Source organism: Gordonia polyisoprenivorans NBRC 16320 = JCM 10675, assembly GCF_000241325.1.
Classification (GTDB): Bacteria; Actinomycetota; Actinomycetes; order Mycobacteriales; family Mycobacteriaceae; genus Gordonia; species Gordonia polyisoprenivorans.
This window is the reverse complement of record NZ_BAEI01000011.1, coordinates 127194-151534: the sequence shown is the minus strand read 5'-3', so window position 1 is coordinate 151534 and position 24341 is coordinate 127194. Positions and strand designations below refer to the sequence as shown.

The window sequence follows — 24341 nt, the reverse complement described above, 5'->3', positions numbered from 1 at the left end:
CCGTGCACGCGATTGCGTTCAGTGTGGGTCAAATCCGATGGCACCGGACGGAATGTCTGCGCGGCGCCGGTGATGCGCTCGGTCAGCTTCGTCGGAACTGAGCCCGGGTCTGCGGATCGCTGGTATCGACCGCGGAGATCGACTGGCCGGAGACGGTGAGCTGCCACTCGTTGTCGGCGCACTGGCCGTAGGTGACCGTCGCCGCGACCACGACGTGAGTGGCGTCGCGCGAGGTCTCCTTCCACGTGGCGCCACAACGGCCCGGGATGTCGATGGTCGCGAGGAACGGCTTGTCGGTGACCACGCCGAGTTGCGCGGTCTTGGTCTCCCCCACCGACGTCCACGTCCCCGTCCATGCCCCCGACAGCGCGCTCGACGTCGGCGAATCCATCGCTCCGGCACTTGAGGTCGGAGCCGTTCCCGTGGTGCTCGTCGAATCGTCACCGCAGGCACTCAGGCCCGTCGACAACGCCACCACCGCGATCAGCGGTGCCATGATGCGTCGGCTCACCGACATGCTGCCCTCCCCGGTCGACCCCGGCCACACATGCGGGCCGCTCTGTCCAATAGCGCACCGCAGCTTACCAATACGCGAGGTCTGTCCGTCACCGGCGTCACAGCAGCCCGTACCGGTCGAGATGGTCGAGCAGTCCTGGCGTCAGTGGCAGCGCACGCATCTGTCCGCGGTCGAACCACCCCGCGTCCGCGGCATCGTCAGCGGCGACGACGTCCGTGGTCAACGGGGTGGCCACGAAGTCGTGGACCTCGTAGACCACGCCGGCACGCCGATCGGGGATGTCGACCACCCAGGCCTCCCGGACGACCTCGATGGCGATGCCCGTCTCCTCGGCGATCTCGCGGATCACGGCCTGCTCCAACGTCTCTCCGGACTCGACCTTGCCGCCCGGCACGGTCCACATACCCGCCTGCGGCTCATGCCCACGCTGGACCAGCAGAAATCGGCCGGCCGCATCACGCACGATGGCGCCGACCGCCGGGATGCGCGTCATCGCCCCGGGCGGCGACGGGGCGGCGGGAACCCGGGACCGTGCAGCAGGGTCCGGCGCGGACAGCGAGTGCAGTTCGTCGGCGATCACTTCTCGTATCCGGGTCGCCGATGCGGCCACACCGTCTCCCGCCTCCCCGTCCTCCATCTCCCCGTCCTCCATCTCCCCGTCCTCCATCTCGCCGACCGCAACGATGCGGTCGAACACCCCGAGCCCGGCCAGCTCGATCGCCAGGATCTGCTGTCCCGCAGCGATACCGGCGGCATGACTGACGTCCCGATGGACGATCAGACTGGCGCCTTCGGGCGGCAGCGGGGACAGCCACGCATCCGACAGCGCGACCCGTCGATCGGTCGGGAACAGCGCGAGCGCAGCCCCACCCGATCCCTGCCCGAGCAACACCGAGACGGTCACCGTCGGCACACCCATCAGTTCGGCTGTACACCGGGCGATCTCACCGGCAAGTCCGTCCTCCTCTGCGGCGACCGACAACTCTGCGCCCGGGGTGTCGATGACGGTCACCACCGGTAGCCCGAGTTCGGCGGCGAAGGTCAGTGCGCGACGCACCATACGCAGGTGGTGCGGCCCGATCAGCTCGCCGGCACGTTGCCGGTCGGCGTCCTGTCCGATCACCACAGCGGATCGGCCACCGAATCGGCTCAACGCCACCACGATCGGCCCGCCGGCTCCCACCAGGGCAGACCCGGGCACGGCGATCAGATCCCGGACCCCGACGCGTCCGGGACGCCGGGTCGCGGTCACCGCCGACCACACCGATTCGGCACCGGGCGCCGCATGCTCCATCGGGGCATCTTGTGGAACAACAACTTCCGACTCGGCAACGGCGTCGGCGGCGATCTCGGGAGCGAGCGCGTCGAGGACGCCGCGCAACCGATCGCGGAGGTCTTCCGGTGCGACGACGTCGTCGACGATGCCGCGACGGACGAGATTCTCGGCGCGCTGGACGTCGTCGGGGATCGGCGTGCCGACGAGTCCGGCAACGACCCGCGGACCCAGGAAGCCGATGAGCGCTCCGGGTTGCGCCCAGGTGATCCCGCCGAGCGAACCCCACGACGCGAACACACCACCGGTGGTGGGATGACGCAGGTAGATGAGGTAGGCCAGACCAGCCGCACGATGCCGGGTCACCGCCCCGGTGATCGCCGCCATCTGCAGAAACGCCGGCGTACCCTCCTGCATGCGGGTGCCGCCGGAGCACGGCAGACCGACGACGGCGAATCCGTGCTCGGTGGCGCGTCGGATCGCCGTGGTGATGCGGTGTCCGGCAACATGTCCGATCGATCCACCGAGGAATCCGAACTCGCTGACGATCACCACCACCGGCGTCCCGCCGATCCGGATCAGCCCGGTCCGCACCGACTCGTCGACCCCGGATTTCTCAGCGGCACGGCGCAATTGGTCGTCGTAGGCATCGGCGACGACCGACGCCGGCGGTGAATCGTCCCACGTCTCCCACGAATCCGGGTCGGCGAGCGTGTCGATCAGCTGTGCCGCCGAGGGATGTTCCGCATGCTCGCTCACCGCGAATACACCACGCGCGTGCGCACCACCAGGTCGGCGACCGAGCGACGACGCGGATCGACGATGACCCACAATAGCCCGACCGAGAAGAACACACAGATCAGTGCGCGGATCAGCGCCACCGGAAGCCGAACGCGCGGTTTGCCTTTCCGACTGACCAGCCGCAATCCCATCACCACCGACCCCAGCGTGCGGCCGGAGACGCACCAGCACCCGGTCAGGTAGATCACCGACACCGCGACGAAGGTCGTCGCGGTGAAGAACGGGTTCGCGCTCGGCAGCGAGAACTGGTGCACGTCGTAGATCAGACGGGCCATCAGCCACCCGACGTACAGCCCGCCCATCACCGCGAGCACCAGCAGCAGGTCGAGGACGGCCGCGATCGCGCGGCTGACGATCCCGGCCGAGCGATCGGTGTCGAGGACGACGTGCGGACGAGCGATCGGGTGCCCGGCCGAATCGTGGTGTGACACTGGATCATGCACCGTTCTGTGTCCCATCGCTCTGGGTCCCATCGCTCTGTGTCCCATCGCTCTGGGCCCCACCGCTCGTGTTGTCACCGTTCTGGGAATCGTCGACAAGCCCGGCGTCGGCGACCCGGGCGGCCACCTTACGTCGGAGCAACCGGTTCACGAGATCGGCCACCGCGTCGTCGGCGCGTTCGCTGCTGCTGCGCACGTCGGTCATCACCTCGGTCGTCACCGAGGTACTCGCCTCGCGGATGATGTCGGGCAGGTCGACGCCGTCGATGATCTCGTCGGCGAGGCCGATCAAATCGATGCGGGCGATGATGGCGTCGATGTCGACCCGCTCCACGGCGCCGTCGAGATCCACGCGGGTGACGATGGCATCGATGTCGATCTTGTCCAGGATGGCGTCGATGTCGAGGTGGTCGACGATCGCGGCGACGTCGACCGCGTCGATCACCGCTGCGATGTCCACCCGGCCGATCATGGCGTCGAGGTCGAGTCGCGCGATCAAGGCGTTGATGTCGATGTCGCGGAGCACCGCGTCGAGATCCACCGCGTCGACGACCCGATTCAGATCGATGGCACCGATGAGCGGCGTGAGGTCCATCGAACTGAGCTCGTCGACGACGGCGTGGATCACCGCTCCGATCGACGTGCCCGCCGCCGCCGTGGCGAGGGTGCCGACGCCGTCGAGGACCTCGTGTGTGGTGCGCCGCGCCACACGCACGACACCACCGGCAACCGGTACGCGCTCGGCGGCGTCGGCCGCGGCGGAGGCCACCTGCCGGGGCAACTGCAGCAACGCCGCCAACCCGCCCGGTCGGGAACCCGTGTCGCTCACCGCCGGATTATCGCACGCACCACAGCCCCACCCGGAGGATTGCGCGATGACTTTCGGCGGGACGCAGGGTCATACTTGCATCCCCACACCACCCAGAACACGCAGGGTCCACCCGGGACGCCCCCGATCCACAGAACAGGAAGTCCGATGGCCGAGAACTACACCGTGGTGCGCCGCACCACGATCGCCGCGCCTGCCGCCGATATCCACGCTCACATCCATGATCTGCATCGATGGGTCGATTGGTCGCCGTGGGAGGGCCTCGACCCCGATCTGTCGAGAACCTATTCCGGAGCCGAGCTCGGCGTGGGTGCGCGCTACGCGTGGTCGGGAAATCGGAAAGCGGGCAAGGGCACCATGGAGATCCTCGAGGACACCGCGCCGACCCACGTGGCGATCCGGGTCGTGTTCGAGAAGCCGATGAAATCCACGAGCCGCAGCGCCTTCGACATCACCGAGAACGACGGCGTCAGCGAGGTCACGTGGACGATGACCGGCAAGCATTCGCTCTTCAGCCGCGTGGCCGCCCCACTGGGCTTCTTCGACAAACTGCTCGGCAAGGACTTCGAGAAAGGACTCGCGCGGCTCAAGGCCGTCAGCGAATCGTGACCGCACCGGCTGCACACGCGCTGCAGTCGAGGCGCTATCGCATCAACCGCGGTGTGACAACGTCTTTCACCGGCTGCGTTCGGAGTGCACGATCATCACCGGGCACGATGCGGTGTGCAGGACGGCTTGACTGGTCGATCCGAGCAGTAACCCCCGGAAGCCGCCACGCCCCCTGCTCCCGAGCACGATCAGTTGGGCATCACCTGCGGCCTCGATGATGCGCGGCGCGGGATCGCCGGCGACCACCGCGGTCTCGACGGACACGGTGTCGGCGGCGGGATGGTCGCGACGGTGCTCGGCGACCTGACGTTCAACGGATTCGGTGGTCCCGTCCCGGAATTGAGCCAGCACCTCATCCTGGTCGTAGAACCCTTCGCCGGAGAATCCCGGATAGGTGCTGACGACCACCAACGACGTGCCGAGTTCGGCGGCCTGGGTGAAGGCGGCGCCCAGGGCTGCCTGCGAGATCGCCGATCCGTCGACGCCGACCACCACCGGACCGGTCTGAGGTACGGGACCCGAGACCACCACCACCGGACAATCGGCGTGTGCGGCGACGTCGGAGCTGACCGAACCGAGCAACAACCCGGCCACACCCCCGCGGCCACGACGACCGACGACGAGAAGGTGTGCACCACTGGATATCTCACGCAGGACGAGGGCCGGCCTGCCCTCGCGGACCTCGCCCTCGGCGTCGACGTCCGCCGACACCTTGGTGGCCGCGGCGATCGCCTCGTCCACCGCCCGGCGGGCATCGGCGTGCAGTGCCTCGGCCACCGCCGGGGTCATCAACACACCCGGCGCATATCCCGCTGCGACGGTCTCGACGACGCCGACCACGCGCAGGGATCTGTTCTCCCGCACCGCGGCCAGAGCACCCCACCGGAGCGCCTCGAGCGCCGTGTCCGACCCGTCGACCGCCACCACTATCGGGGCATTCACTGCCATGACCCGCTCCTTGCCGATCTCCTCGTCGACCGACTCGCCAACCGAGTCCGTCACCTCCATTGGACACCACCGCACGGCGGTGACAAAAGGGCCAAAAGCATCTGCCGCCCGACATATTCGCGGGGCACCATGGAGAGGAGATGAAGTCACCAGCCACACCACACATCGTGACCGTCACGATGAATCCTGCGCTCGACATCCACAGCTCGGTACCGATCCTGCAGGCGACGGAGAAGATGCGATGCTCGCGCCCCCGATACGATCCGGGTGGCGGCGGGATCAACGTAGCCCGGGCAGCGGTTCGGCTCGGTGTGCCGGCCACCGCGGTCTTCACCAGCGGCGGCCCCACCGGAGCACGCATCGAGGCACTTCTCGCCGCCGAGGGCATCGCAACGGGCCCCCTCGGCATCACCGGAGCAAGCCGCGAATCGTTGACCGTCCGCGAGGTCCGGACCGGCCAGGAGTACCGCTTCGTGTTGCCCGGCCCCGACCTCACTGCCACCGAGGAGCAACACTGCCTCGCCGCCATGGACGAGTATGCGAGCACCGCAACGCATCTCGTGGTGAGTGGCAGTCTCCCACCGGGATGTTCGGACGGCTTCTTCCCGGCGGTGTCGGCCATCGCGGACCGGCACGGGTGCACACTGATCGTCGACACCCACGGCCCGGCTCTGCTGCGGGTGCGGGGTGCCGCAGTGATCAAACCGAGCCTTCGCGAACTCCGTGAAGCATTGGATCTGCCTCTGCCGGAGACCGACTCACAGATCGACGCCGCACGAGCCCTGATCGCCCGGGGCATCACCGACGCCGTCGTCGTCTCCCGCGGGGCGGCGGGCGCACTGGTGGTGACCACCGATCAGGTGACCGACGTCGCCGGAGTCCCGGTCGGGTCCGGGTTCGGCAGTGGTGTCGGGGCGGGCGACAACATGGTCGCCGGGATCACCGTCGCCCTGGCCCGCGGCCGGCCACTACCCGACGCCGTCCGATACGGTGCCGCCGCCGGTGCCGCGGCGACACTCACCCCGGGAACCGAACCGTGCCGTCGGCACGACGTCGAACATCTCTACCGAGCCGCACCCGACTCCGGAGCGCAGAAATGACCACCGCAACCATTCACCGGTGTCGCACAAACGAAAAACCCGCCTGCACACGAGTTCTCGCGTGCAGGCGGGTTTCGGGATGATCTCCGACCGCGGGTCAGAGAGCCTCGTAGAGCTCCCGGGCCAGCGTGGCGGTCTCGCTCGGCGTCTTGCCGACCTTGACGCCCGCAGCCTCGAGGGCTTCCTTCTTGGCCTGGGCGGTGCCGGAGCTGCCGGACACGATCGCGCCGGCGTGGCCCATCGTCTTGCCCTCGGGCGCAGTGAATCCCGCGACGTAGCCGACGACCGGCTTGGAGACGTTGGCCTTGATGTAGTCGGCCGCACGCTCCTCGGCGTCGCCACCGATCTCACCGATCATCACGATGACCTTGGTCTCCGGATCCTTCTCGAACGCCTCGATGGCGTCGATGTGGGTGGTCCCGATGACCGGGTCGCCGCCGATGCCGATGGCGGTGGAGAAACCGAGATCGCGCAGCTCGTACATCATCTGGTAGGTCAGGGTGCCGGACTTGGAGACCAGGCCGATCGGACCCTTGCCGGTGATGTTGGCCGGGGTGATGCCCACCAGCGATTCACCCGGGGTGATGATGCCGGGGCAGTTCGGCCCGATGATGCGGGTCTTGTTCCCCTTTTCGACGTTGTAGGCCCACGCATAGGCGCTGTCCTGCACCGGGATTCCCTCGGTGATGACGACCAGCAGCGGGATCTCCGCGTCGATCGCCTCGATGATGGCGTCCTTGGCGAACTTCGGCGGGACGAAGGCGATCGAGGTGTCGGCCCCGGTCTCCTTGATCGCCTCGGCGACACTGCCGAAGACGGGCAGCTCCACGTCGGAGCCGTCCTTGGCGGTGTGGGCGACGGTGGTGCCGGCCTTGCGGGCGTTGACGCCGCCGACGATGTTCGAACCGGCCTTGAGCATCAGTGCGGTGTGCTTGGTGCCCTCACCGCCGGTGATGCCCTGGACGATGATCTTGTTGTCTTTGTTCAGGAAGATCGACATGTTTCTCTAGCCCCTCACTTGCTCGCCAGTTCGGCGGCCTTGTCGGCGCCGGAGTCCATCGTTTCGGCGAGCGTCACCAAGGGGTGATTCGCATCGGCCAGGATCTTGCGGCCTTCGTCGACCTTGTTGCCGTCGAGGCGGACGACGAGCGGCTTGTTGGCCTCGTCGCCGAGCTTGTTCAGCGCGCCGACGATGCCGTTGGCGACAGCGTCGCAGGCGGTGATGCCGCCGAAGACGTTGACGAAGACACTCTTGACCTGCTCGTCGCCGAGGATGACGTCGAGACCGGCGGCCATCACCTCGGCCGAGGCGCCGCCACCGATGTCGAGGAAGTTCGCGGGCTTGACACCCTTGTGCTTCTCACCGGCGTAGGCGACCACGTCGAGGGTGCTCATGACCAGCCCGGCGCCGTTGCCGATGATGCCGACCTGTCCGTCGAGCTTGACGTAGTTGAGGTCGTTCTCCTTGGCCTTGAGCTCCAGCGGATCGGTGGCGTCGCGGTCGGCGAAGGCCTCGTGGTCGGGATGCCGGAAGTCGGCGTTCTCATCGAGGGTGACCTTGCCGTCGAGGGCCAGGATCTGGTCGTCGGGGGTACGGACCAGAGGATTGACCTCCACGAGGGTGGCGTCCTCGGCGATGAACACCTCCCAGAGCTTTTGGATGGTGTTGGCGGCGGCGTCGAGCACCTCGGCGGGCAGCTTGCCCTTCTCGGCGATCTCGCGAGCGAATGCGAGGTCGACACCCTTGACGGCGTCGACCGGGACGCGGGCGAGCGCGTCGGGGTTCTGCTCGGCGGTCACCTCGATCTCCACGCCGCCCTCGACCGAGCACATGGCCAGGTAGGTGCGGTTGGCGCGATCGAGGAGGAAGGAGATGTAGTACTCCTCGGCGATGTCGCTGGCCTCGGCGACGAGGAGTTTCTTGACGACATGGCCCTTGATGTCGAGACCGAGGATGTTCTCGGCGTTCGCCTGCGCCTCGTCGGCGTCCTTGGAGTACTTCACGCCGCCGGCCTTGCCACGTCCACCGACCTTCACCTGCGCCTTGATCATGACGGGCTTGCCGATTTCCTCGGCAATCGTGCGCGCGTCGGCGGCAGAGTCGGTTACACGACCGGGTGTGGTCGGAACTCCGTGCTTGGCGAACAGTTCCTTCGCCTGGTATTCGAAGAGATCCATTCAGCTCACCATTTCGTAGATTTGCCCGCTCGTCTGGGTGTAACGCGGGCCATACGGGACTTTAAACCTGCCGCATATCCGGTTTGGGTACACCTCCTCACCTTGTGCGACAGATCACTCGCTCGGTCGGGACACGCGCGGGTGCCGACCCGGCGCCGTCAGCCATCCGGCCGGGCGCATTGCGGCGAATCCGCCAGCCAATACCGCAAATTCAGCACAGTGTGAACCTCGTCATCGGCCTGTGACCCAGCTCACTTTATCCCGGGTTTTCACTCCCCAGGGTTGGACTTGTCGCAATCATTTCGTTACCGTCGGCAAGCAGTCTCAGGTCGTAGTGGTCCATCGCGCCACATCCGTAACGCCGAAAGAACGCGGGCACCTGGGTGTATCGCAAACGTGAGGTGAGGTGGACGACTTGGCGGAACGTGGTTTCCCAGGCGGGTCGGTATCCGGTACCGCGGTCGTCGGCGGACGTCGACGCCGCGACGAGCGGATCAATGATCTGACCGCCGAGGAGATGACCACGATCATCCCCGTCGACCGCAGCGACATCTACTACAGCGACGAGACCACGTACGGCGACACCGCCGACTTCGAGTGGGACGTCGATGACTGGGCCCCCATCGAAGACGGCTCGGCCTCGGTCGGTCGCCGACGCTCCACACGCCGCACCACCACCTCGGAGATCACCCAGGACATCCTCATCCCCGAGGGTGAGTTCGACGAGTACCGCCATGACGAGCCCTTCGACGTTCTCGGCGCCACAGTCGACGAATACGCAGGCAACGAATACACGGTCGATGAGTACGAGACCGACGAGCGGGTCGGGACGGTCACCGCGGAGCCGACGTTCCGTCGCGTCCCGGCGGGTGCGACACGGCGATCGCGCGGCAAGCACCGCATCGCCGCTCCCCCGACCGCGCTGCGCAGCGGACGCGTCGCCCTGGTGGCCGTCGCCGCCGGTGCCGCGCTGGCCGCCGCCGCGGTGCAGATCAACTCCGACGACGACGCCGGGTCGGCCACGCCGGTACCCACCGCCGACGTCGGTGGCGCCGCAGCCGCCGACACCGGGCCCGGGATCGCGCCCGCGTCGGCGAACACCCCCGACACGAGCATGTACGGCCAGCAGTTGCAGGTCGGCAAGCAACTCGCCGATGCCGAGGCCGCACGAATCAATGCGATGTTGCCGCCGGAGTTCGTCTCACCTGTGCCGCTGGGGCAGTATCAGCTGACCTCGCTGTATGCGATGCGCTGGGGCGTCATGCACGCCGGTCTGGATTTCGCGGCGCCGCTGGGCACCCCGATCCACGCCGCCACCGACGGTGTGGTCCTCGAGGCCGGTCCGGCGTCGGGCTTCGGCAATTGGATTCAGGTCAAGGCCCCCGACGGCACCGTCACCGTGTACGGCCACATGTATTCCAATGGCGTCCTCGTCCACAAGGGCGAGACCGTCAAGGCCGGGCAGGTCATCGGTCTGGTGGGCAGCGACGGCCAATCCACCGGCCCGCACTGCCATTTCGAGGTGTGGCTGAACGGCAAGACCAAGATCGACCCGGCACCGTGGCTCGCCGAGCACGGTGTGCGGCTGTCGAACTACGTCGGCTGACCCGCCCTCACCGCTCGGCGTCCGTCACAGCTTCTCGCCGGGAATCCCGCCGATCGTCAGCAGCGTGATGCGGCCGGTGTTGCCACCGTAATCGATGACGACCCGCTCGGTCGCCCCGCTGCCCTCCTTGCCGACGACCTTGCCCATCCCGTACTTGGGATGATTGTGCCGATCGCCCACGTCGAGCTGAATCTGCTTGTTGCGCCCTCGATTCGGGTCCGCGGAGAACGACGAACGCCCCAGCGCACCGCTGGAACCACGATCGTCGCCACGGCCGAACACCCCACCCGAGGATCCGAAGCCGCGTCCGGGACGCCGCCGTTCGGTCTGCCGCCAATCGAGCAGATGCTGCGGAATCTCTTGCAGGAAGCGGGATTCGGGGTTCGACACCGGCTGACCCCAGGATGCGCGGGTGACCGCACGGGTCAGATACAACCGCTGCTTGGCGCGGGTGATACCGACGTAGGCGAGGCGTCGTTCCTCGCTGAGCTCCGCCGGATCGCCGAGGGCCCGCAGATGGGGGAAATGCCCGTCCTCCCAACCGGTCACGAAGACCACCGGGAACTCGAGCCCCTTGGCGGTGTGCAGGGTCATGAGCGTGACCACGCCCTCACCCTCGTCGGGGAGCTGATCGGCATCGGCGACCAACGACACCCGTTCCAGGAAGGCGGCCAGCGAACCGGGTTCGGGCTCACCCTCGCGCAGTTGCGCCGCCTCCTCGTCGATGCCGTTGTCCACCTCGGCTTGCGCGGCTTCGGCCGCATCGCGGCTGAATTCCTTTGCCACCGAGATCAATTCGTTGAGGTTGTCCAGCCGGGCGCCGTCCTGCGGATCGTGGGATCCCTCGAGCTCGGCGCGGTATCCGCTGCGGTCGACGATGGCGTCGACGAGTTCGCCGATGTCGGCACCCTCTTCGGTGGCGTCGGCGACGGCGACGTCGGAGCCCTCCGTACCACCCTCACCGAAGGTGGTCAGGAAGTCGTTGCGCAAGCCCTCGATCAGGTCGACGAAGCCGCCGATCTGCTTGACCGCGCGCGTGTTCAGCAACCCGACCTGACCCTGCGCCCCCTCGATCAGCGCCTGGTAGAACGAGATCCCGCGGTTCTCCGAGTGCACGGCGACGCACGCCTCGGCCCGGTCCCCGATGCCCCGACGCGGCGTGTTCAGGATGCGCCGCAGACTGACCGAATCCTCGGGGTTGGCGACCACCCGCAGATACGCGACGACGTCGCGCACCTCTTTGCGCTCGTAGAAACGGGTACCGCCGACCACCTTGTACGGGATGCCGTGACGGACGAACACTTCTTCCAGCGCGCGCGATCCGGTGTTGGTCCGGTAGAACACGGCGATGTCGGAATAGCTGTTGGACTGTGCGCCGCCGATGGTGTGGTCGGTGAGCCGCTCGATCTCGGTGGCGATGAACGTCGCCTCCTCCCGATCGGAGTCGGCGACGTATCCGACGATGAGCTCGCCGTCGCCGGAGTCGGTCCACAACCGCTTGTCCCGACGATTCGGATTGCGCGCGATGACCGCGTTGGCCGCCGAGAGGATCGTCTGCGTCGAGCGGTAATTCTGTTCCAGCAGAATGGTTTCGGCGTTCGGGAAGTCGCGCTCGAACTCCTCGATGTTGCGGATCGTCGCCCCGCGGAAGGCATAGATCGACTGGTCGGCGTCACCGACCACGCACAGTTCCGACGGCGCCAGCCCCGATGACGTGGCCTCGCGGCCGACGAGTTCGCGCACGAGCACGTACTGCGCGTGGTTGGTGTCCTGGTACTCGTCGACCATGACGTGGCGGAAACGACGACGGTAGTACTCGGCGACGTCGGGGTGGCTCTGCAGCAGGGCGACGGTCTCACCGATCAGATCGTCGAAATCGAAGGCGTTGGCCGCGGAGAGCCGGCGCTGATACTCCGCATAGATCTCGGCGATGGTGCGCGCGGTCGGCTCCTCACCGGCGGCGGCGTGCGCGTCGTCGGGATCGGACAGTTCGTTCTTGAGATTCGAAATGCTCACCGCGACACCGCGCGGACTGAACTTCTTCGGGTCGACGTCGAGATCGCGAATGATCATGCCCAGCAGACGTTTCGAGTCGTCGGAATCGTAGATCGAGAAGTTGGAGTTGCGGTTTTCCAGCAGCGCCGACTGGGCGCGCAGGATGCGCACACACGTCGAGTGGAAGGTGGAGACCCACATGTAGGCCGCGCGCGGGCCGACGAGACCGATGACGCGCTCGCGCATCTCCGCGGCCGCCTTGTTGGTGAAGGTGATCGCCAGGATCTGGCCCGGCGTGACATCGCGTGCCGCGAGCAGGTAGGCGATGCGGCGGGTGAGCACCGCGGTCTTACCCGACCCGGCACCGGCGACGATCAGCAGCGGCGGACCGCTGTGCACCACCGCCGCGCGCTGCTGCGGGTTCAGCCCCTCGAGGAGCCGTTCGACGCGCTCGTCGGCAGCCGACGAGGCGGCGGGCGGCGCGGCGGCTGCGGACGCGGTGGCGGGTGCGGAACTGGGTGCGGAGCTGGTGGTCATCGGTATCTCAGGCTACTCCGGCCCACCGACACGATTGTGCGGGGCGAAGCCGCCCGGATGGCCTCCGCTGTCGGACGAACCGGTTACGATGACCCTCGCACCGAGTCCGGGGGGGCCTGCGGTGCGAGACGATGCGGATTCCCCCCCACGTGGTCAGGGGAGGCACGGGTGAAGGTGCGCAGCACTGGAGTCATTCATTCGTCCCATGCGGCCTCCCGAAGCCGGGCCGGAGATGTCTAGTGTTGTCATCATTCGGCCGAAAACGGACATCGCCGTGATCTCACGCCCGATGACCCTTGCCCCGGGAAGCGAGCGATGAAGAACACATCGAAGGTCACTGCACTGGTGTTGACCAGCGTCGGGGCGGTGGCGGTGATCGTCGCCCTGATCCTGTCGTTCATCCCATGGAGCAACTCCGGATCGGCCGAGCCGACGGCCGCGTTCCGGGCGCAGAACAGCCTGGACCAGACGGCTTTTCAATACGGCAGCAGCCCGGGCGCCAAGTACAAGGGGACGTTGACGCGCAAGTACGGCGACGGCACCACCCTCACCGTCGAGTTCTCCGACCTGCAGGTGGCGCTGTCGGGCAACGTCAGTGGCTCGATCACCGTCAACGGCCAGCAGGGCGACTACACCCAGATCGGCAACTACTACTTCACCAAGGCTCCCGTCGCCTTCTGGAAGGCGGTACTCGGCGGCACCACCCCGGACAACGTCGACATGTCGCCGGTCGACAACAAGTGGGCCTCCGCGGAGTGGAGCCTGCCCAACCTCGGGTATGCGCTGTCACCGATCGTGCTGGCCGGGCGCCTGGGCAACAACGACCTCGTCAATCCGCCGTCGCTGGGCGCCCCGCTGCCCTCTCCCAACAAGGACACCCCCGACGCCCGCTTCTGGCCCACCTCGGATCCGGCGATCACCTCGCTCGCCGACAACAAGGTCAAGGCCGGGGACTGGGAGATCACCTTCGCCTCCGACACCAAGGCGATCAGCCATCTCAAGGGGCAGTACCGCGACGGTGACGTCACCACCACCATCGACACCGACGTCACACCGCTGTCCTTCGATCAGATCTCGCCGATCTTCGCCCAGCAGAAGGGCCTCACCAACGATCTCGGGTCGGTGCCGGTACCCGGTATGACGATCGACGACCTGCCGGGCGGACAACTCGACCAGGTCGGCTGGAAGCAGACCGGTGACTGCTCGAATGTGGCGTGCGGTTACGACCTCACCGTCAACGGCACGCCGCGGCGCGGATCCGACAACAAGCCCGGGCATGTGAACTACGGCCTGACCGTCAACTTCATCGTCAACGGCCAGCCGGCCGGGGCCCTCGGCGGCACCTGCACCCCGGTGATCCGGGTCGACTTCAACAAGACCGCCACCACCCGTTGCACCGCAACCAATCTCGGTTCCGGAGGCGGTTCGATCCGACCCAACGTGACCTTCTCCTACCTCCCGTTCATCGACTACGGCGCCGATACCCTCAGCGACTACCTCGACGACAACACGCAGGCCACGCAGCGTCAGTTCACCATGGTGCGCACCGGGACCAAGCAGCCCGCTGCGGCGACCTACGCCTCCGAACACACCGGCCTGCCGAGCAGTTATGCCGTCAAGCGCGGCGACTATCTGTTCGACGGGTACGGCCCGGCCGGTGCATACCTGGTGACCTTCGCACCCGGATACGCCGCCCATGTCACGGGCACCACCTTCGACCCGAGTTGGGCGGGCACGGCCACCCTGCGCGATCAGATGAGCAAGCAGGTGCAGGCCATCGGCGACGACGGCCGCATCGCGTACTACGTGGCCGAGCAGTCGACCAGTGACGCGCTCACCGCGCTGGTGGCCCAAGCCGGGTACTCGAGCAAGATCTCGGTGTACTACGACGCGCCGGAGTCGTCCGACACGAGCGGCTGAGACGTCACCGGCGCGGCGACGCTCTCACTGGCCCAGCAGCCGGGCGTCGACCACCTCACCGACCCGTCCGTCACCGGTGTGCAGTGTCAGACCCCGAGTGAGCGGCCGGATTCGGAGTTCGGTGCCGTGACCGTCGAGTTGCACGTAGACCACATGCAGACCCGCCTGCAGCGGAACGCGAACGGCTGGTCCGCCGTCGAGGGACATCTCCACGTCGCCCGCGGCGTTGGCGCAGTAGCCGAGCGCAATGGTCCACCGCCAGTTGATCAACGGGCCGTCGAGCCGCAGTGACGTCGGTCCGGTGAGTTCCGGTCGCGCGCATGTCCCGCGGCCCGCCTCGACGGTCCGTCGCGGGGTCACCGCGCCGGGTGTGAGGTTGCCGGCGTTGTCGAGGACGAAGAGCCGGTCGGTGGTGTCGCCGAACGGCGAACGGTCGGTGACACGGCCGAAGGTGGCGCTGATCTGGTTGTACGGGTAGGCCACCGGCAGCAGTACCTCGAGCGGCAGCGCCTGATCGAACATCGTGTGGTCCCGGTTGTCGGCGAGCGCGCGCTTGGCGTTGGCCAGATAGGCGCCGGTCGGATCGTCGGTCCAGGACGACTGGTACGACGCGGTCGAGATCAACGACGACGCGAACGCCAACACCGCGGTCACTGCGGCGAGGACGCCGACTGCCGTACCCACTGTCCGACCGCGGCCCACCGTCTCCTCGTCGGCCTCGGGAGCGGCATGGCGCCCACCCGACGGTGGGACCGAGTTCACCGAACGCCGGGGCGCGGCGACGAGCAGGGCGAGCGCGGCGGTGAGTACGACCGCCGAATCGGGCAGATACCGCAGGGTTTGGGCCAGTTCGAGCGCAGTGTTGGCCGATGAGCGATTCCACATCACCGGGATCTGCGCGACGACGACATAGAGCGCCGCACACACGAGTACCGCCACCGCACCGATCCGGGTACGAACGGCCCAGATCACCACGGCGGCCACCACCAGCCACCCCAGCACGACCATCCACACCGCGGAGAACCCCATCGGCGGGCTCGGCACCCAGCGTTCCCAGTCCCACGGACCGCCGACAAGGGACGGGATGACACCACGATTGATCGACCGCCACACGAGTTGCGCGGTCTGCGACACCGAATGTTGACCGGCGGTGGCGTCGGACACCGAGAAGAACAGCAGCGCCCACGCCACGAAGATCACCGACAGCGGTGCCCACAGCCGGCGGGCGTGGACGAATGCCGTTCCCAGCGGGCCCATCTGGACGGCGGCGGTGTCGGCCGCGGCAGATTCATCGGCATCGACATCGGCATCGGCATCGGCAACGTCCGCCGACCGGGACCCTGTGCGGTTCACCAGACCTGTGCGGCTCACCAGAACCGCGGCGACGAATGCCACCGGCAGGATGAACAGCGACTTCTCGAAGAAGGCGAGGGAGAGGACGAAGATCACCGACGAGCGGAGGACGATCAGCCGCGTGCGCCGGCGGTCGGCGCCCCCACGGGCGAGCAGCACCGCGTCGGCGACGATCCAGGCCATCGCCGCCTGCATCGGCAACGTGTTGAGGCCGGCGGCCCACCACACGAAGGACGGCACCGTCAGCGGGGTGAAGAGGTAGAAGGCCAGCGCGCCGACCGAGGCGATCTCGACGGCAGCGCTGCGTGACCGCCCCTCCCCGGGATCGGTCAGGACCCGGATCATCCGCCACACGCACACCGACGCGAGTCCCTGTAGCACCACGAGCGTGATCGCCGGCGCCACCCAGTTCAGCGGTGCGAGCACCGTCGAGATCCCCGCGACCAGGAACGCCGCGGGCATGAAATGGCCGTCGTGGCTGTGGCCGAGGTAGTCCCACGACCAGATCGACGTGGTCGAGGCCCGGCCGACGAGAATGAGGTCGTCCCAGTAGAAGTTGCCGGTGGCCACCAGCCAGCCGCGGACGATCAGTTGCGCGACGATCAGGGTGATCACGGCCGGTACGACCATCTGCGCCACCCGGCTCGCCGGGGCGCTCACCTCTCCGGCGGGCCGGGTCGGACCGGTGTCTTCGGGATCTCGGGAGGGGTCGATGCTTGCCCGGGGTCTCGGCATGGCCACCAGTGTCCACGGCACGGTGTCTGCGTGGCAAAATCGACACGGTGACCGACCCCAGCGACTCGTCGACCAGCCCGGACAACACCGCACCCGCCCGCACGGGTGGCGCTTCCTTCGCCGATTCGATCGATCTCTCCTCCTACGAGCTCGAACACGATGTGTCGGGTCTGCCCGACGACATCGAGGTGTTGCGACACGAGATCGACCGCCTCGACGCGATCATCCTCGCCGCGGTGAAGCGCCGGTCTGCGGTGTCGAAGAAGGTCGGAGCCGCACGCATGGCCTCGGGCGGACCGCGACTGGTGCACAGCCGCGAGGTCAAGGTGCTCGACCGGTTCGCCGAACTCGGTCAGGAGGGTCATACGCTCGCGATGCTGTTGCTGCGTCTGGGTCGGGGCCCGCTCGGCCGGTGACGGTGTGCGCCGGTGCATGCGGGCCGCCCACCCACCACATAGGGTGGTCGTATGAGTGACCTCGATGGCAACGAGCACGACATCACCGGCACCCAATCGTGGCAGGCGCTCTCGGCGCATCAGGATCACGTTCACTCGATGCATCTGCGGGAGGTCTTCGCGGCCGACCCCGATCGGGGCCGCGAACTGACCGTCGACGTCGGCGATCTGCACATCGATTACTCCAAGCATCGCGTGCTGCGCGAGACGTTGGAGTTGCTGTTCAGCCTGGCCCGTGAGGCCGGTCTCGAGGACAAGCGCGACGCGATGTTCGCCGGCGTCCACATCAACACCTCCGAGGATCGCGCCGTCCTGCACACGGCACTGCGCCTGCCGGCCGACGCCGAGTTGGTCGTCGATGGCCAGAACGTGGTGGCCGACGTCCACGAGGTCCTCGACGCGATGGGCGCCTTCACCGACAAGCTCCGCAGCGGAGAGTGGAAGGGGCACACCGGCAAAGCGATCACCGACGTCGTCAACATCGGCATCGGCGGCTCCGATCTGGGACCGGTGATGGTCTATCAGGCGTTGCGCCACTACGTCGATTCGCCCATTCGCTGCCATTTCGTCTCCAACGTCGACCCCGCCGACCTGGTGGCCACGCTTGCCGACCTCGACGCCGAGACCACGCTGTTCATCGTGGCGTCCAAGACCTTCGGCACGCTGGAGACGCTCACCAACGCCGCCGCCGCCAAGCGGTGGCTGCTCGCCGGCCTTGGCGCTGCCGATGACGCCGTCGCGAAACACTTTGTGGCCGTGAGCACCAACGCCGACAAGGTCTCGGCGTTCGGCATCGACACGGTCAACATGTTCGGCTTCTGGGACTGGGTCGGCGGCCGGTACTCGGTGGATTCGGCGATCGGCCTGTCGGTGATGGCGGCCATCGGCAAGGACCGCTTCGGCGAGTTCCTGCACGGCTTCCACCTCGTCGACGAACACTTCCGCACCGCGCCGCTCGAGCGCAACGCACCGGTCATCCTGGGCTTGATCGGGCTGTGGTACTCCAACTTCTGGGACGCCCAATCACGGGTGGTACTACCCTATTCCAACGACATGGCGCGGTTCGCGGCCTATCTGCAGCAGTTGACCATGGAGTCCAACGGCAAGTCGGTCACCGCACACGGGCATCACGTCACCACCGACACCGGCGAGGTCTTCTGGGGTGAGCCGGGCACCAACGGACAGCACGCGTTCTATCAACTGCTCCATCAGGGCACGCGGATGATCCCGGCCGACTTCATCGGATTCGCCGAGCCCACAGACGATCTCACCACCGCCGACGGCACCGGGTCGATGCACGATCTGCTGATGAGCAACTACTTCGCGCAGACCAAGGTGCTGGCGTTCGGCAAGACCGCCGACGAGATTGCCGACGAGGGCGTGGACCCACATGTGGTGCCGCACAAGGTGATGCCCGGCAACCGGCCGTCGACGTCGATCCTCGCGCCCGAACTCACCCCATCGGTCATCGGCCAGCTGATCGCGCTCTACGAACACCAGGTCTTCGTCGAGGGCACCATCTGGGGTATCAATCCCTTCGACCAGTGGGGCGTCGAGCTCGGCAAGACCCAGGCGATGGAGTTGCTGGGGTCGATCACCGACTCGCAACCACCTGCGGCACTGGGCGATTCGTCGACCGACGAGTTGGTGCGGTGGTATCGGTCGCGGCGCGGCCGGCAGGCCTGAGCATTCCCCGGATGCGGCGCGCTCACTCCCATCGGGTGGCGTCGAACACCTCGTCCGGGATGTCATCGCCGGGTGCCAGACCGAGTTGCTCGATGCGGCCCATCAGCGCTGCGCAGCTGGCGATGTGGGAGACCAGCGACAGCGGTTCGACGGCGCGTTCGGCGGGGTCACCACCGATGAACTCCGGCAGCGACGGCGGCACACAGTCGCCCACGGCGATGCCGTCGACCCCGGTCGCCGCGCGCCATGCGTCGAAGCTCTCGGCGTCGACCGCCTCGGCGATGTCACCGTCGGCCACGGCGGCCATCACCTCCTCGAGGGTGGCCAGTGGCCCGTGGCTGCCGCTGGACGCGTCGAAGCCCACGACGGTCGAGGCGTCGACCTCATCGTCGTCGGCCAGGGTGAAGTACACGATGCCGCGCCAATCGGCGCCGATCGTCGCGATGTCGTTCCGCCCGAACACATCGCGGAGCAGTTCGTCGACGGGTTCGGCGTCCCCGGTTCCGAGGACCTGGAAGGCGCCATGGGCGACCGCTTGACTGTGGTGAATCGACACATCGGTTACCTTACGCAGGTGAGTACGTCACCGTCGTCGCGCGCGCCGCGATCCCTCATGCGCCTGCCACGACCCCTGATCCGGCCCCGACGATCCCGCGGTTCGATGACCATGCGCGTATCCGGTGCGCTTCTCGCAGCTGTCGCGGCCGGCTCGGCACTCACCGCCTGTTCGTCGTCGACGCCGTCGTCGGCGCCCGGCACCTCGTCGTTCCCGACCTCCGTCGCGGTGTCGGTCCCGCCCGGCGCCCCGGCGCGGACGGCACCGGGCACCGCCCTGCGCTTCGGCGATTCGGCGGTGCTGCCCGCCGACGCGTTCCGTCCGTCCGGCCCGACCGCGATGTACACGGTCACCGGCATCACACCCGGTGAGGGAGTTCCCGATTCGGCGACACAGGGCGGCGCGGCATTCTTCGTCTATGTGACGGTGACGTCGCTGGCCGCACACTCGTCCGCCGCACCGACGGTCGTGGGGCTGGCGGGCAGCGTGGATGGCCGCACTCCGGCTCTGACGCTGCCGCCGCCGGTGGCCCTCAAGGCGTGCGGCAATCCGTCGCCCCCGGAGCAGATGAAGCGCGGCGACTCCTACGCCACCTGTCTGGTGGCCTACGCCGACGCCGGGCAGAAACTCACCAGCGTCATCTATTGGGCCGAGACGACCACGTCCGACGGCTTCGACTTCAAGGCCTCGCCGGTCGTGTGGGGCACCCCGACCCCGGCCTCGTCGACCGCCCCGGCCTCGACCACCGCAGCCGGTTGAGACCGGATCAGATCAGTCGACGCGTGATCGACGCCGGCAGTAGTCGCAGGGCCGCGGCGATCGGCACCCACGGCCACGCGGGCACCGGCGCCGAGGCCTTCTCGGCCTCGATGGCCGCCACCATGGCACGCACGCCGGAGTCAGTGTCGGTCATGAGTGCGGTCGTGACGCTGCGGTTGATGTCGGTCTCGATGTAGCCGGGCAGCACGATCGACACCGTGATCGGCGAGTGCGCGAACTCGGCCTGCAACCCCTGCCCGATCGCGGTCAGCCCGGCCTTCGACGCCGAATAGGCCGTCTGCGCCTTGGGTAACCCGCGGACGGCGCTCATGGAACTGATCAACACGAGGTGCCCGTGATCCTGGGCACGGAAGATCTCCAGTGCCGCCTCGATCTGGGCGAGCGCCCCGATGAGGTTGGTCTGCACGGTCTCGATGTTGGCGTGCATCTTGCCGGTGCCCAGCGGTGCACCCTTACCGAGCCCGGCGTTGACAATGACGCGATCGAGGCCGCCGAGCTCGTCGCGCAGAGCCCCGAACACGACGGGAACGGTGTCGACGTCGGTGACGTCGAGGGCCGCGGTCGCGACCGTGCCTGCATGGGGCCGCAGTTCGGCGGCGAGGGCATCGAGGCGGTCGAGGCGTCGTGCGGCCAGTGCCAGTGAGCGGCCCATGCCGGCGAATTCGCGGGCCATGCCCTCGCCGAGTCCCGAGCTCGCGCCGGTGATCAGGATCTTGTCGCGGTGCGTCACGTCCGCCAACTTACCCGAGGGTCAGATCAGCCGGGCATCGTCAGCGCCAGTACCACGGTGCGGGAGTCGTCGGTGGCATAGAGAACGGGGCGGGCGAAGAGGACGCGGCGGGCGAGAGCCGCTGTTGGGAAACGATCGTCCGGATCCGTGACCATCTGCGCCTGCTCCTCGTTCATCTCGATCGCCAGCACGCCGTCGGCGGCCAGCCATCCGGGCGCCTGCGCGATGAGGGTGCCGATGTGGTCGAGTCCATCGGCGCCGGCCAGCAGTGCCCGGCGGGGTTCGTGGTCGGCGGCCTCGTGCGGCAACAACGCGAGCGCCGCGTCCGGTACGTACGGCGGGACGGCCGCGATCACGTCCACCCGTCCGCGCAGCGCTGCGGGCAGCCCGGCCAGACCCGAGCCGCGCAGCACCCCGGCGTCGGCACCGAGGTTGCGGCGCGCACATCGCAGTGCGACGTCGTCGATGTCGGTGGCGTACACCCGCGCGGTCGGCATCCAGGCGCCGACGGTGGACGCCAGTGGTGCTGCACCGCAATAGGGTTCGACCATCACCGGGCGCTGCCGGGATGCGGCGGCGCCGACGGCAACGGCGGCGAGCAGTTCCGACCGTCGACGCGGCACGAAGACCCCGGGCCCGACCGCCAGGCGCCGGCCCGCGAACTCCACCCAGCCGACGAGATGCTCGATCGGTTCACCGGCCACCCGGCGTGCCACGAGCCGGGTCAGATCCGCGTCGTCGGCGGCGGCCTCGCGGAGGATCGTCGCCTCCTCCTCGGCGAACACGCACCCGGCCGCCCGCAGTTGCGCGACCACACCGTCTTCGGACAGTTCTTGCCTCACTTGAGGAGTCGCGACATCCGGCGGTCGGCGAGAACCTTGCCACCCGTCTGGCAGGTCGGGCAGTACTGGAAGGATCGGTCGCTGAAGGCGACCTCACGGATCGTGTCCCCGCACACCGGGCACGGCAGACCGGTACGGGCGTGCACCTTGAGTCCGGTCCGCTTCTCCGACTTCAGCTTTGCCACGCACTGGCCCTCCAGACGCCCGATCGCATCGGTCAGCACGTCGCGCATCGCCTCGTAGAGGGTGTCGATCTGTTCGCCGGTCAGGGTTTTCGCGGTGGCGAACGGAGAGAGCTTCGCGGTGTGCAGGATCTCGTCGGAGTAGGCGTTACCGATCCCGGCGAGCACCCGCTGATCGGTGAGCACGTTCTTGATGCGCGCGCCGGTGCCGGCGAGGATGTCGGCGAACTCGTCGCGATCGAGCGCGAGGACGTCGGGCCCCAATGTCGCGATGCGCTCGACCTCGGTGATGTCGCGGACGATCCACACCGCCAACCGCTTCTGCGTTCCGGCCTCCGTCACGTCAAAACCCTCGCCACCGGTGGCGCTGGGAATCCCGCAGTGCACCCGCAGCGCGATCGGGCTCTTGCCGCCGGGTCGAAGGGGTTTGGGTGAGAGATCCTCGCTCCATCGCAGCCAGCCCGCCCGGGACAGGTGGATGACCAGGTTGATGACCGGTTCGGGATCGGTCTCGGAACCCGGGACGGTGCGGATGATCAGGTATTTGCCGACTCTGCCGACGGATTCGACGAGCCGCCCCGTCAGGGCCGTGTACGGGGGGTCGGCGGTCTTGAGCACCGACAACGATGCGATGTCCACCCGCCGGATCGGTAGTCCGGCGGTACGTCCGTCCACGAAATCGGCGATCGCGGCAACCTCGGGCAGTTCGGGCATGACACCAGTGTGCTCTAGTGAACAGATGAGTTCCGGTCTTTCCGACGCCGAGCTGGCCACACGCATCGCGGTCGGGGCCGGGGAGATCCTGCTGGGGGTGCGCTCCGGCGACCTGTTGGTTGGGCGGTTGCTCGGCGATGCCGGTGACGCGCTCGCCCAGGCGTGGATCGGCACCGTCCTGCGCAGGCACCGGCCGCGGGACGCGGTGTTGAGCGAGGAGGCCACCGACGTCGGCGACCGCGCTGTGGCACAGCGGGTCTGGATCATCGATCCGCTCGACGGCACCAGCGAGTTCGCCGCGGGCAGCGATCAGTGGGCGGTGCACGTCGCACTCACCGAGAACGGTGCGGTCACCGACGCCGCCGTCGCATTGCCGGCGATGGGTGAGGTCTTTCGTACCGACACCGTCGACGCCGTGCCCGCCGACGCGTCGGGCCGCATCGCGACCTCACGGTGGGGCACGAGTTACGAGGTGGCCGCGGTGGCGCGCCGGCTCGGGCTGCGCCCGGTGCCGATCGGTTCGGCGGGCGCCAAGGCGATGGCGGTGGTGCGCGGTGACGCCGACGCCTACGTCCATTCCGGAGGGCAGTACGAGTGGGACAACGCGGCACCGGTCGGTGTGGCGCTCGCCGCGGGGCTGCACTGCAGCCGGCTCGACGGCACCCCGATCGTCTACAACCAGCCACAGCCGTACATGCCCGACTTCGTGATCTGCCGGCCCGAACTCGCCGAGGACATCCTCGACGTGGTCGGCGAGGTGTGGTGGTGACCTATTCGGGGGCGTCCCCCGGAGCCTGCCGCGCCGCGCGGAGCAGGTAGATGTCCATGATCCAGCCGATTCGGGCGCGGGCCGCGGCACGCGCCTCGACGATCTCGTCGGTGACGTCGCCGACCCGGCCGCTGATCAGGATCTCGTCGGGCGTCCCGAGGTAGGCGCCCCACCAGATCTCGTCGTCGGCGGCGGCGGTGTGGCGGAAACCGAGATCGGCGTCGAGCATCACGATCTGGTTGGCGTCGGCACCCGGCGGGGTCTCGGCGAGGCGACGCCCGGTGGTGATGTGGATGGGCTCGCCCACCCGGTTGGCGACGATCCCGTGGGCGGCGGTGAGCGCCGACGCGCTGGTGACGCCCGGGATCACCTCCACAGCCACCTGCATGTCGTCGCGTGCGGCGAGGTCGTCGACGATGCGCAGGGTGGAGTCGTAGAGTGCGGGGTCGCCCCAGACGAGGAATGCCGCCACCCCGTCGTCGGGGACGTCGGCGAGGATCGCCCGGGCGAGCAGTTCCGCACGGGCGGCGTGCCAGCGGCGGACCTCGGCGCCGTAGTCGGCGGGACGTCTGTCGCGGGGCGGATCGGGAATCTCGACGAGCGAATAACCTTGCGGTACATGGTGTTCGAGGATGTCGCGGCGAGCCTGCAGCAAACCGCCCTTGGCGTCGCCCTTCTCGAGCGCGAGGAAGACGTCGACGCCGGCCATGGCGTCGATGGCCTGCAGCGTGATCTGCCGCGGATCTCCCGGTCCGATACCGATGACGCGGATGGTGACCTGCACGG

Annotated in this window: 22 protein-coding genes; 8 read left to right on the top strand and 14 right to left on the bottom strand. The window is 68.0% G+C overall.

What is annotated here, in order from left to right:
- Positions 1 to 82: 82 nt before the first annotated feature.
- The 4 genes from GOPIP_RS04325 to GOPIP_RS04310 all read right to left on the bottom strand — a co-directional run bounded on the left by GOPIP_RS04325 (position 83) and on the right by GOPIP_RS04310 (position 3860).
- Complete coding sequence (locus GOPIP_RS04325) at positions 83 to 517, bottom strand: hypothetical protein (RefSeq protein WP_006368331.1); 435 nt, start codon at positions 515 to 517, stop codon at positions 83 to 85.
- Between the two features lie 97 nt (positions 518 to 614).
- Positions 615 to 2549: a carboxyl transferase domain-containing protein gene (locus tag GOPIP_RS04320; protein WP_006368330.1), complete on the bottom strand. Its 1935-nt coding sequence runs from the start codon at positions 2547 to 2549 to the stop codon at positions 615 to 617.
- Positions 2546 to 3022: an RDD family protein gene (locus GOPIP_RS04315; protein ID WP_014361155.1), complete on the bottom strand. Its 477-nt coding sequence runs from the start codon at positions 3020 to 3022 to the stop codon at positions 2546 to 2548. Before GOPIP_RS04315 ends, GOPIP_RS04320 begins: the two co-directional genes overlap by 4 nt.
- 4 nt (positions 3023 to 3026) lie before the next feature.
- Entirely contained in the window at positions 3027 to 3860 is an 834-nt protein-coding gene (locus tag GOPIP_RS04310) for a hypothetical protein (RefSeq protein WP_006368328.1), read from the bottom strand.
- A 147-nt stretch (positions 3861 to 4007) separates the two neighbouring features.
- On the opposite strand from GOPIP_RS04310, the gene GOPIP_RS04305 reads away from it, so the two are divergent.
- Complete coding sequence (locus GOPIP_RS04305) at positions 4008 to 4469, top strand: SRPBCC family protein (RefSeq protein WP_006368327.1); 462 nt, start codon at positions 4008 to 4010, stop codon at positions 4467 to 4469.
- 66 nt (positions 4470 to 4535) lie between these two features.
- Here the strand turns inward: GOPIP_RS04305 and GOPIP_RS04300 are convergent, their stop codons facing one another.
- Positions 4536 to 5477 (bottom strand): universal stress protein, encoded by a 942-nt coding sequence (locus GOPIP_RS04300; protein WP_006368326.1) that lies wholly within the window; start codon positions 5475 to 5477, stop codon positions 4536 to 4538.
- Between the two features lie 80 nt (positions 5478 to 5557).
- Here GOPIP_RS04300 and GOPIP_RS04295 point away from each other — a divergent pair, with 80 nt between their 5' ends.
- Entirely contained in the window at positions 5558 to 6517 is a 960-nt protein-coding gene (locus GOPIP_RS04295; RefSeq protein WP_006368325.1) for a 1-phosphofructokinase family hexose kinase, read from the top strand.
- Positions 6518 to 6614: 97 nt separating this feature from the next.
- On the opposite strand, the gene sucD is transcribed toward GOPIP_RS04295, so the two are convergent.
- A complete protein-coding gene (gene sucD, locus GOPIP_RS04290; protein WP_006368324.1) occupies positions 6615 to 7517 on the bottom strand; it encodes a succinate--CoA ligase subunit alpha in 903 nt (300 codons plus the stop codon).
- Positions 7518 to 7531: 14 nt separating this feature from the next.
- The gene (gene sucC / locus GOPIP_RS04285) at positions 7532 to 8695 is read right to left on the bottom strand and encodes an ADP-forming succinate--CoA ligase subunit beta (protein WP_006368323.1); all 1164 of its coding nucleotides are present in this window, start codon (positions 8693 to 8695) and stop codon (positions 7532 to 7534) included.
- A gap of 406 nt (positions 8696 to 9101) precedes the next feature.
- On the opposite strand from sucC, the gene GOPIP_RS04280 reads away from it, so the two are divergent.
- Entirely contained in the window at positions 9102 to 10301 is a 1200-nt protein-coding gene (locus tag GOPIP_RS04280; protein ID WP_006368322.1) for a M23 family metallopeptidase, read from the top strand.
- A gap of 24 nt (positions 10302 to 10325) precedes the next feature.
- Here GOPIP_RS04280 and GOPIP_RS04275 read toward each other — a convergent pair whose 3' ends face one another.
- Complete coding sequence (locus GOPIP_RS04275) at positions 10326 to 12833, bottom strand: UvrD-helicase domain-containing protein (RefSeq protein WP_006368321.1); 2508 nt, start codon at positions 12831 to 12833, stop codon at positions 10326 to 10328.
- Positions 12834 to 13148: 315 nt separating this feature from the next.
- Between GOPIP_RS04275 and GOPIP_RS04270 the strand changes: the two genes are divergently transcribed.
- Entirely contained in the window at positions 13149 to 14753 is a 1605-nt protein-coding gene (locus GOPIP_RS04270) for a hypothetical protein (RefSeq protein ID WP_006368320.1), read from the top strand.
- Positions 14754 to 14777: 24 nt separating this feature from the next.
- Here the strand turns inward: GOPIP_RS04270 and GOPIP_RS04265 are convergent, their stop codons facing one another.
- Positions 14778 to 16736: a hypothetical protein gene (locus GOPIP_RS04265; RefSeq protein WP_006368319.1), complete on the bottom strand. Its 1959-nt coding sequence runs from the start codon at positions 16734 to 16736 to the stop codon at positions 14778 to 14780.
- A gap of 152 nt (positions 16737 to 16888) precedes the next feature.
- Here GOPIP_RS04265 and GOPIP_RS04260 point away from each other — a divergent pair, with 152 nt between their 5' ends.
- Both GOPIP_RS04260 and pgi read left to right on the top strand, forming a co-directional pair.
- Positions 16889 to 17257, top strand: coding sequence for a chorismate mutase (locus GOPIP_RS04260; protein WP_006368318.1), 369 nt, complete (start codon positions 16889 to 16891; stop codon positions 17255 to 17257).
- A gap of 51 nt (positions 17258 to 17308) precedes the next feature.
- Positions 17309 to 18982: a glucose-6-phosphate isomerase gene (gene pgi / locus GOPIP_RS04255; protein ID WP_006368317.1), complete on the top strand. Its 1674-nt coding sequence runs from the start codon at positions 17309 to 17311 to the stop codon at positions 18980 to 18982.
- 22 nt (positions 18983 to 19004) lie between these two features.
- Here pgi and GOPIP_RS04250 read toward each other — a convergent pair whose 3' ends face one another.
- The gene (locus tag GOPIP_RS04250; RefSeq protein WP_006368316.1) at positions 19005 to 19538 is read right to left on the bottom strand and encodes a hypothetical protein; all 534 of its coding nucleotides are present in this window, start codon (positions 19536 to 19538) and stop codon (positions 19005 to 19007) included.
- An 18-nt stretch (positions 19539 to 19556) separates the two neighbouring features.
- Here GOPIP_RS04250 and GOPIP_RS04245 point away from each other — a divergent pair, with 18 nt between their 5' ends.
- Entirely contained in the window at positions 19557 to 20297 is a 741-nt protein-coding gene (locus GOPIP_RS04245; protein WP_244421107.1) for a hypothetical protein, read from the top strand.
- A gap of 7 nt (positions 20298 to 20304) precedes the next feature.
- Here GOPIP_RS04245 and GOPIP_RS04240 read toward each other — a convergent pair whose 3' ends face one another.
- From GOPIP_RS04240 to GOPIP_RS04230, 3 genes are read right to left on the bottom strand one after another with little or no spacing between them, the layout of a single operon-like run.
- The gene (locus GOPIP_RS04240; RefSeq protein WP_035727127.1) at positions 20305 to 21048 is read right to left on the bottom strand and encodes an SDR family oxidoreductase; all 744 of its coding nucleotides are present in this window, start codon (positions 21046 to 21048) and stop codon (positions 20305 to 20307) included.
- A 26-nt stretch (positions 21049 to 21074) separates the two neighbouring features.
- Complete coding sequence (locus tag GOPIP_RS04235) at positions 21075 to 21890, bottom strand: class I SAM-dependent methyltransferase (protein ID WP_035727124.1); 816 nt, start codon at positions 21888 to 21890, stop codon at positions 21075 to 21077.
- On the bottom strand, positions 21887 to 22786 hold the full coding sequence (locus tag GOPIP_RS04230; RefSeq protein WP_006368312.1) for an Fpg/Nei family DNA glycosylase: 900 nt from the start codon (positions 22784 to 22786) through the stop codon (positions 21887 to 21889). The genes GOPIP_RS04235 and GOPIP_RS04230 overlap by 4 nt, the downstream gene beginning before the upstream one ends.
- A 25-nt stretch (positions 22787 to 22811) precedes the next feature.
- Between GOPIP_RS04230 and GOPIP_RS04225 the strand changes: the two genes are divergently transcribed.
- Complete coding sequence (locus tag GOPIP_RS04225) at positions 22812 to 23555, top strand: 3'(2'),5'-bisphosphate nucleotidase CysQ (RefSeq protein WP_006368311.1); 744 nt, start codon at positions 22812 to 22814, stop codon at positions 23553 to 23555.
- A gap of 1 nt (position 23556) precedes the next feature.
- Here the strand turns inward: GOPIP_RS04225 and cobF are convergent, their stop codons facing one another.
- Entirely contained in the window at positions 23557 to 24339 is a 783-nt protein-coding gene (gene cobF, locus GOPIP_RS04220) for a precorrin-6A synthase (deacetylating) (RefSeq protein ID WP_006368310.1), read from the bottom strand.
- Positions 24340 to 24341 lie beyond the last annotated feature (2 nt).

Coding starts and splice junctions, on each gene's coding strand:
- GOPIP_RS04300 (WP_006368326.1), bottom strand. CDS start 5,477: ATGGAGGTGACGGACTCGGTTGGCGAGTCGGTCGACGAGGAGATCGGC.
- GOPIP_RS04225 (WP_006368311.1), top strand. CDS start 22,812: ATGAGTTCCGGTCTTTCCGACGCCGAGCTGGCCACACGCATCGCGGTC.
- pgi (WP_006368317.1), top strand. CDS start 17,309: ATGAGTGACCTCGATGGCAACGAGCACGACATCACCGGCACCCAATCG.
- sucC (WP_006368323.1), bottom strand. CDS start 8,695: ATGGATCTCTTCGAATACCAGGCGAAGGAACTGTTCGCCAAGCACGGA.
- GOPIP_RS04270 (WP_006368320.1), top strand. CDS start 13,149: ATGAAGAACACATCGAAGGTCACTGCACTGGTGTTGACCAGCGTCGGG.
- GOPIP_RS04305 (WP_006368327.1), top strand. CDS start 4,008: ATGGCCGAGAACTACACCGTGGTGCGCCGCACCACGATCGCCGCGCCT.
- GOPIP_RS04295 (WP_006368325.1), top strand. CDS start 5,558: ATGAAGTCACCAGCCACACCACACATCGTGACCGTCACGATGAATCCT.
- sucD (WP_006368324.1), bottom strand. CDS start 7,517: ATGTCGATCTTCCTGAACAAAGACAACAAGATCATCGTCCAGGGCATC.
- GOPIP_RS04230 (WP_006368312.1), bottom strand. CDS start 22,786: ATGCCCGAACTGCCCGAGGTTGCCGCGATCGCCGATTTCGTGGACGGA.
- GOPIP_RS04325 (WP_006368331.1), bottom strand. CDS start 517: ATGTCGGTGAGCCGACGCATCATGGCACCGCTGATCGCGGTGGTGGCG.
- GOPIP_RS04265 (WP_006368319.1), bottom strand. CDS start 16,736: ATGGTCGTACCGGCCGTGATCACCCTGATCGTCGCGCAACTGATCGTC.
- GOPIP_RS04275 (WP_006368321.1), bottom strand. CDS start 12,833: ATGACCACCAGCTCCGCACCCAGTTCCGCACCCGCCACCGCGTCCGCA.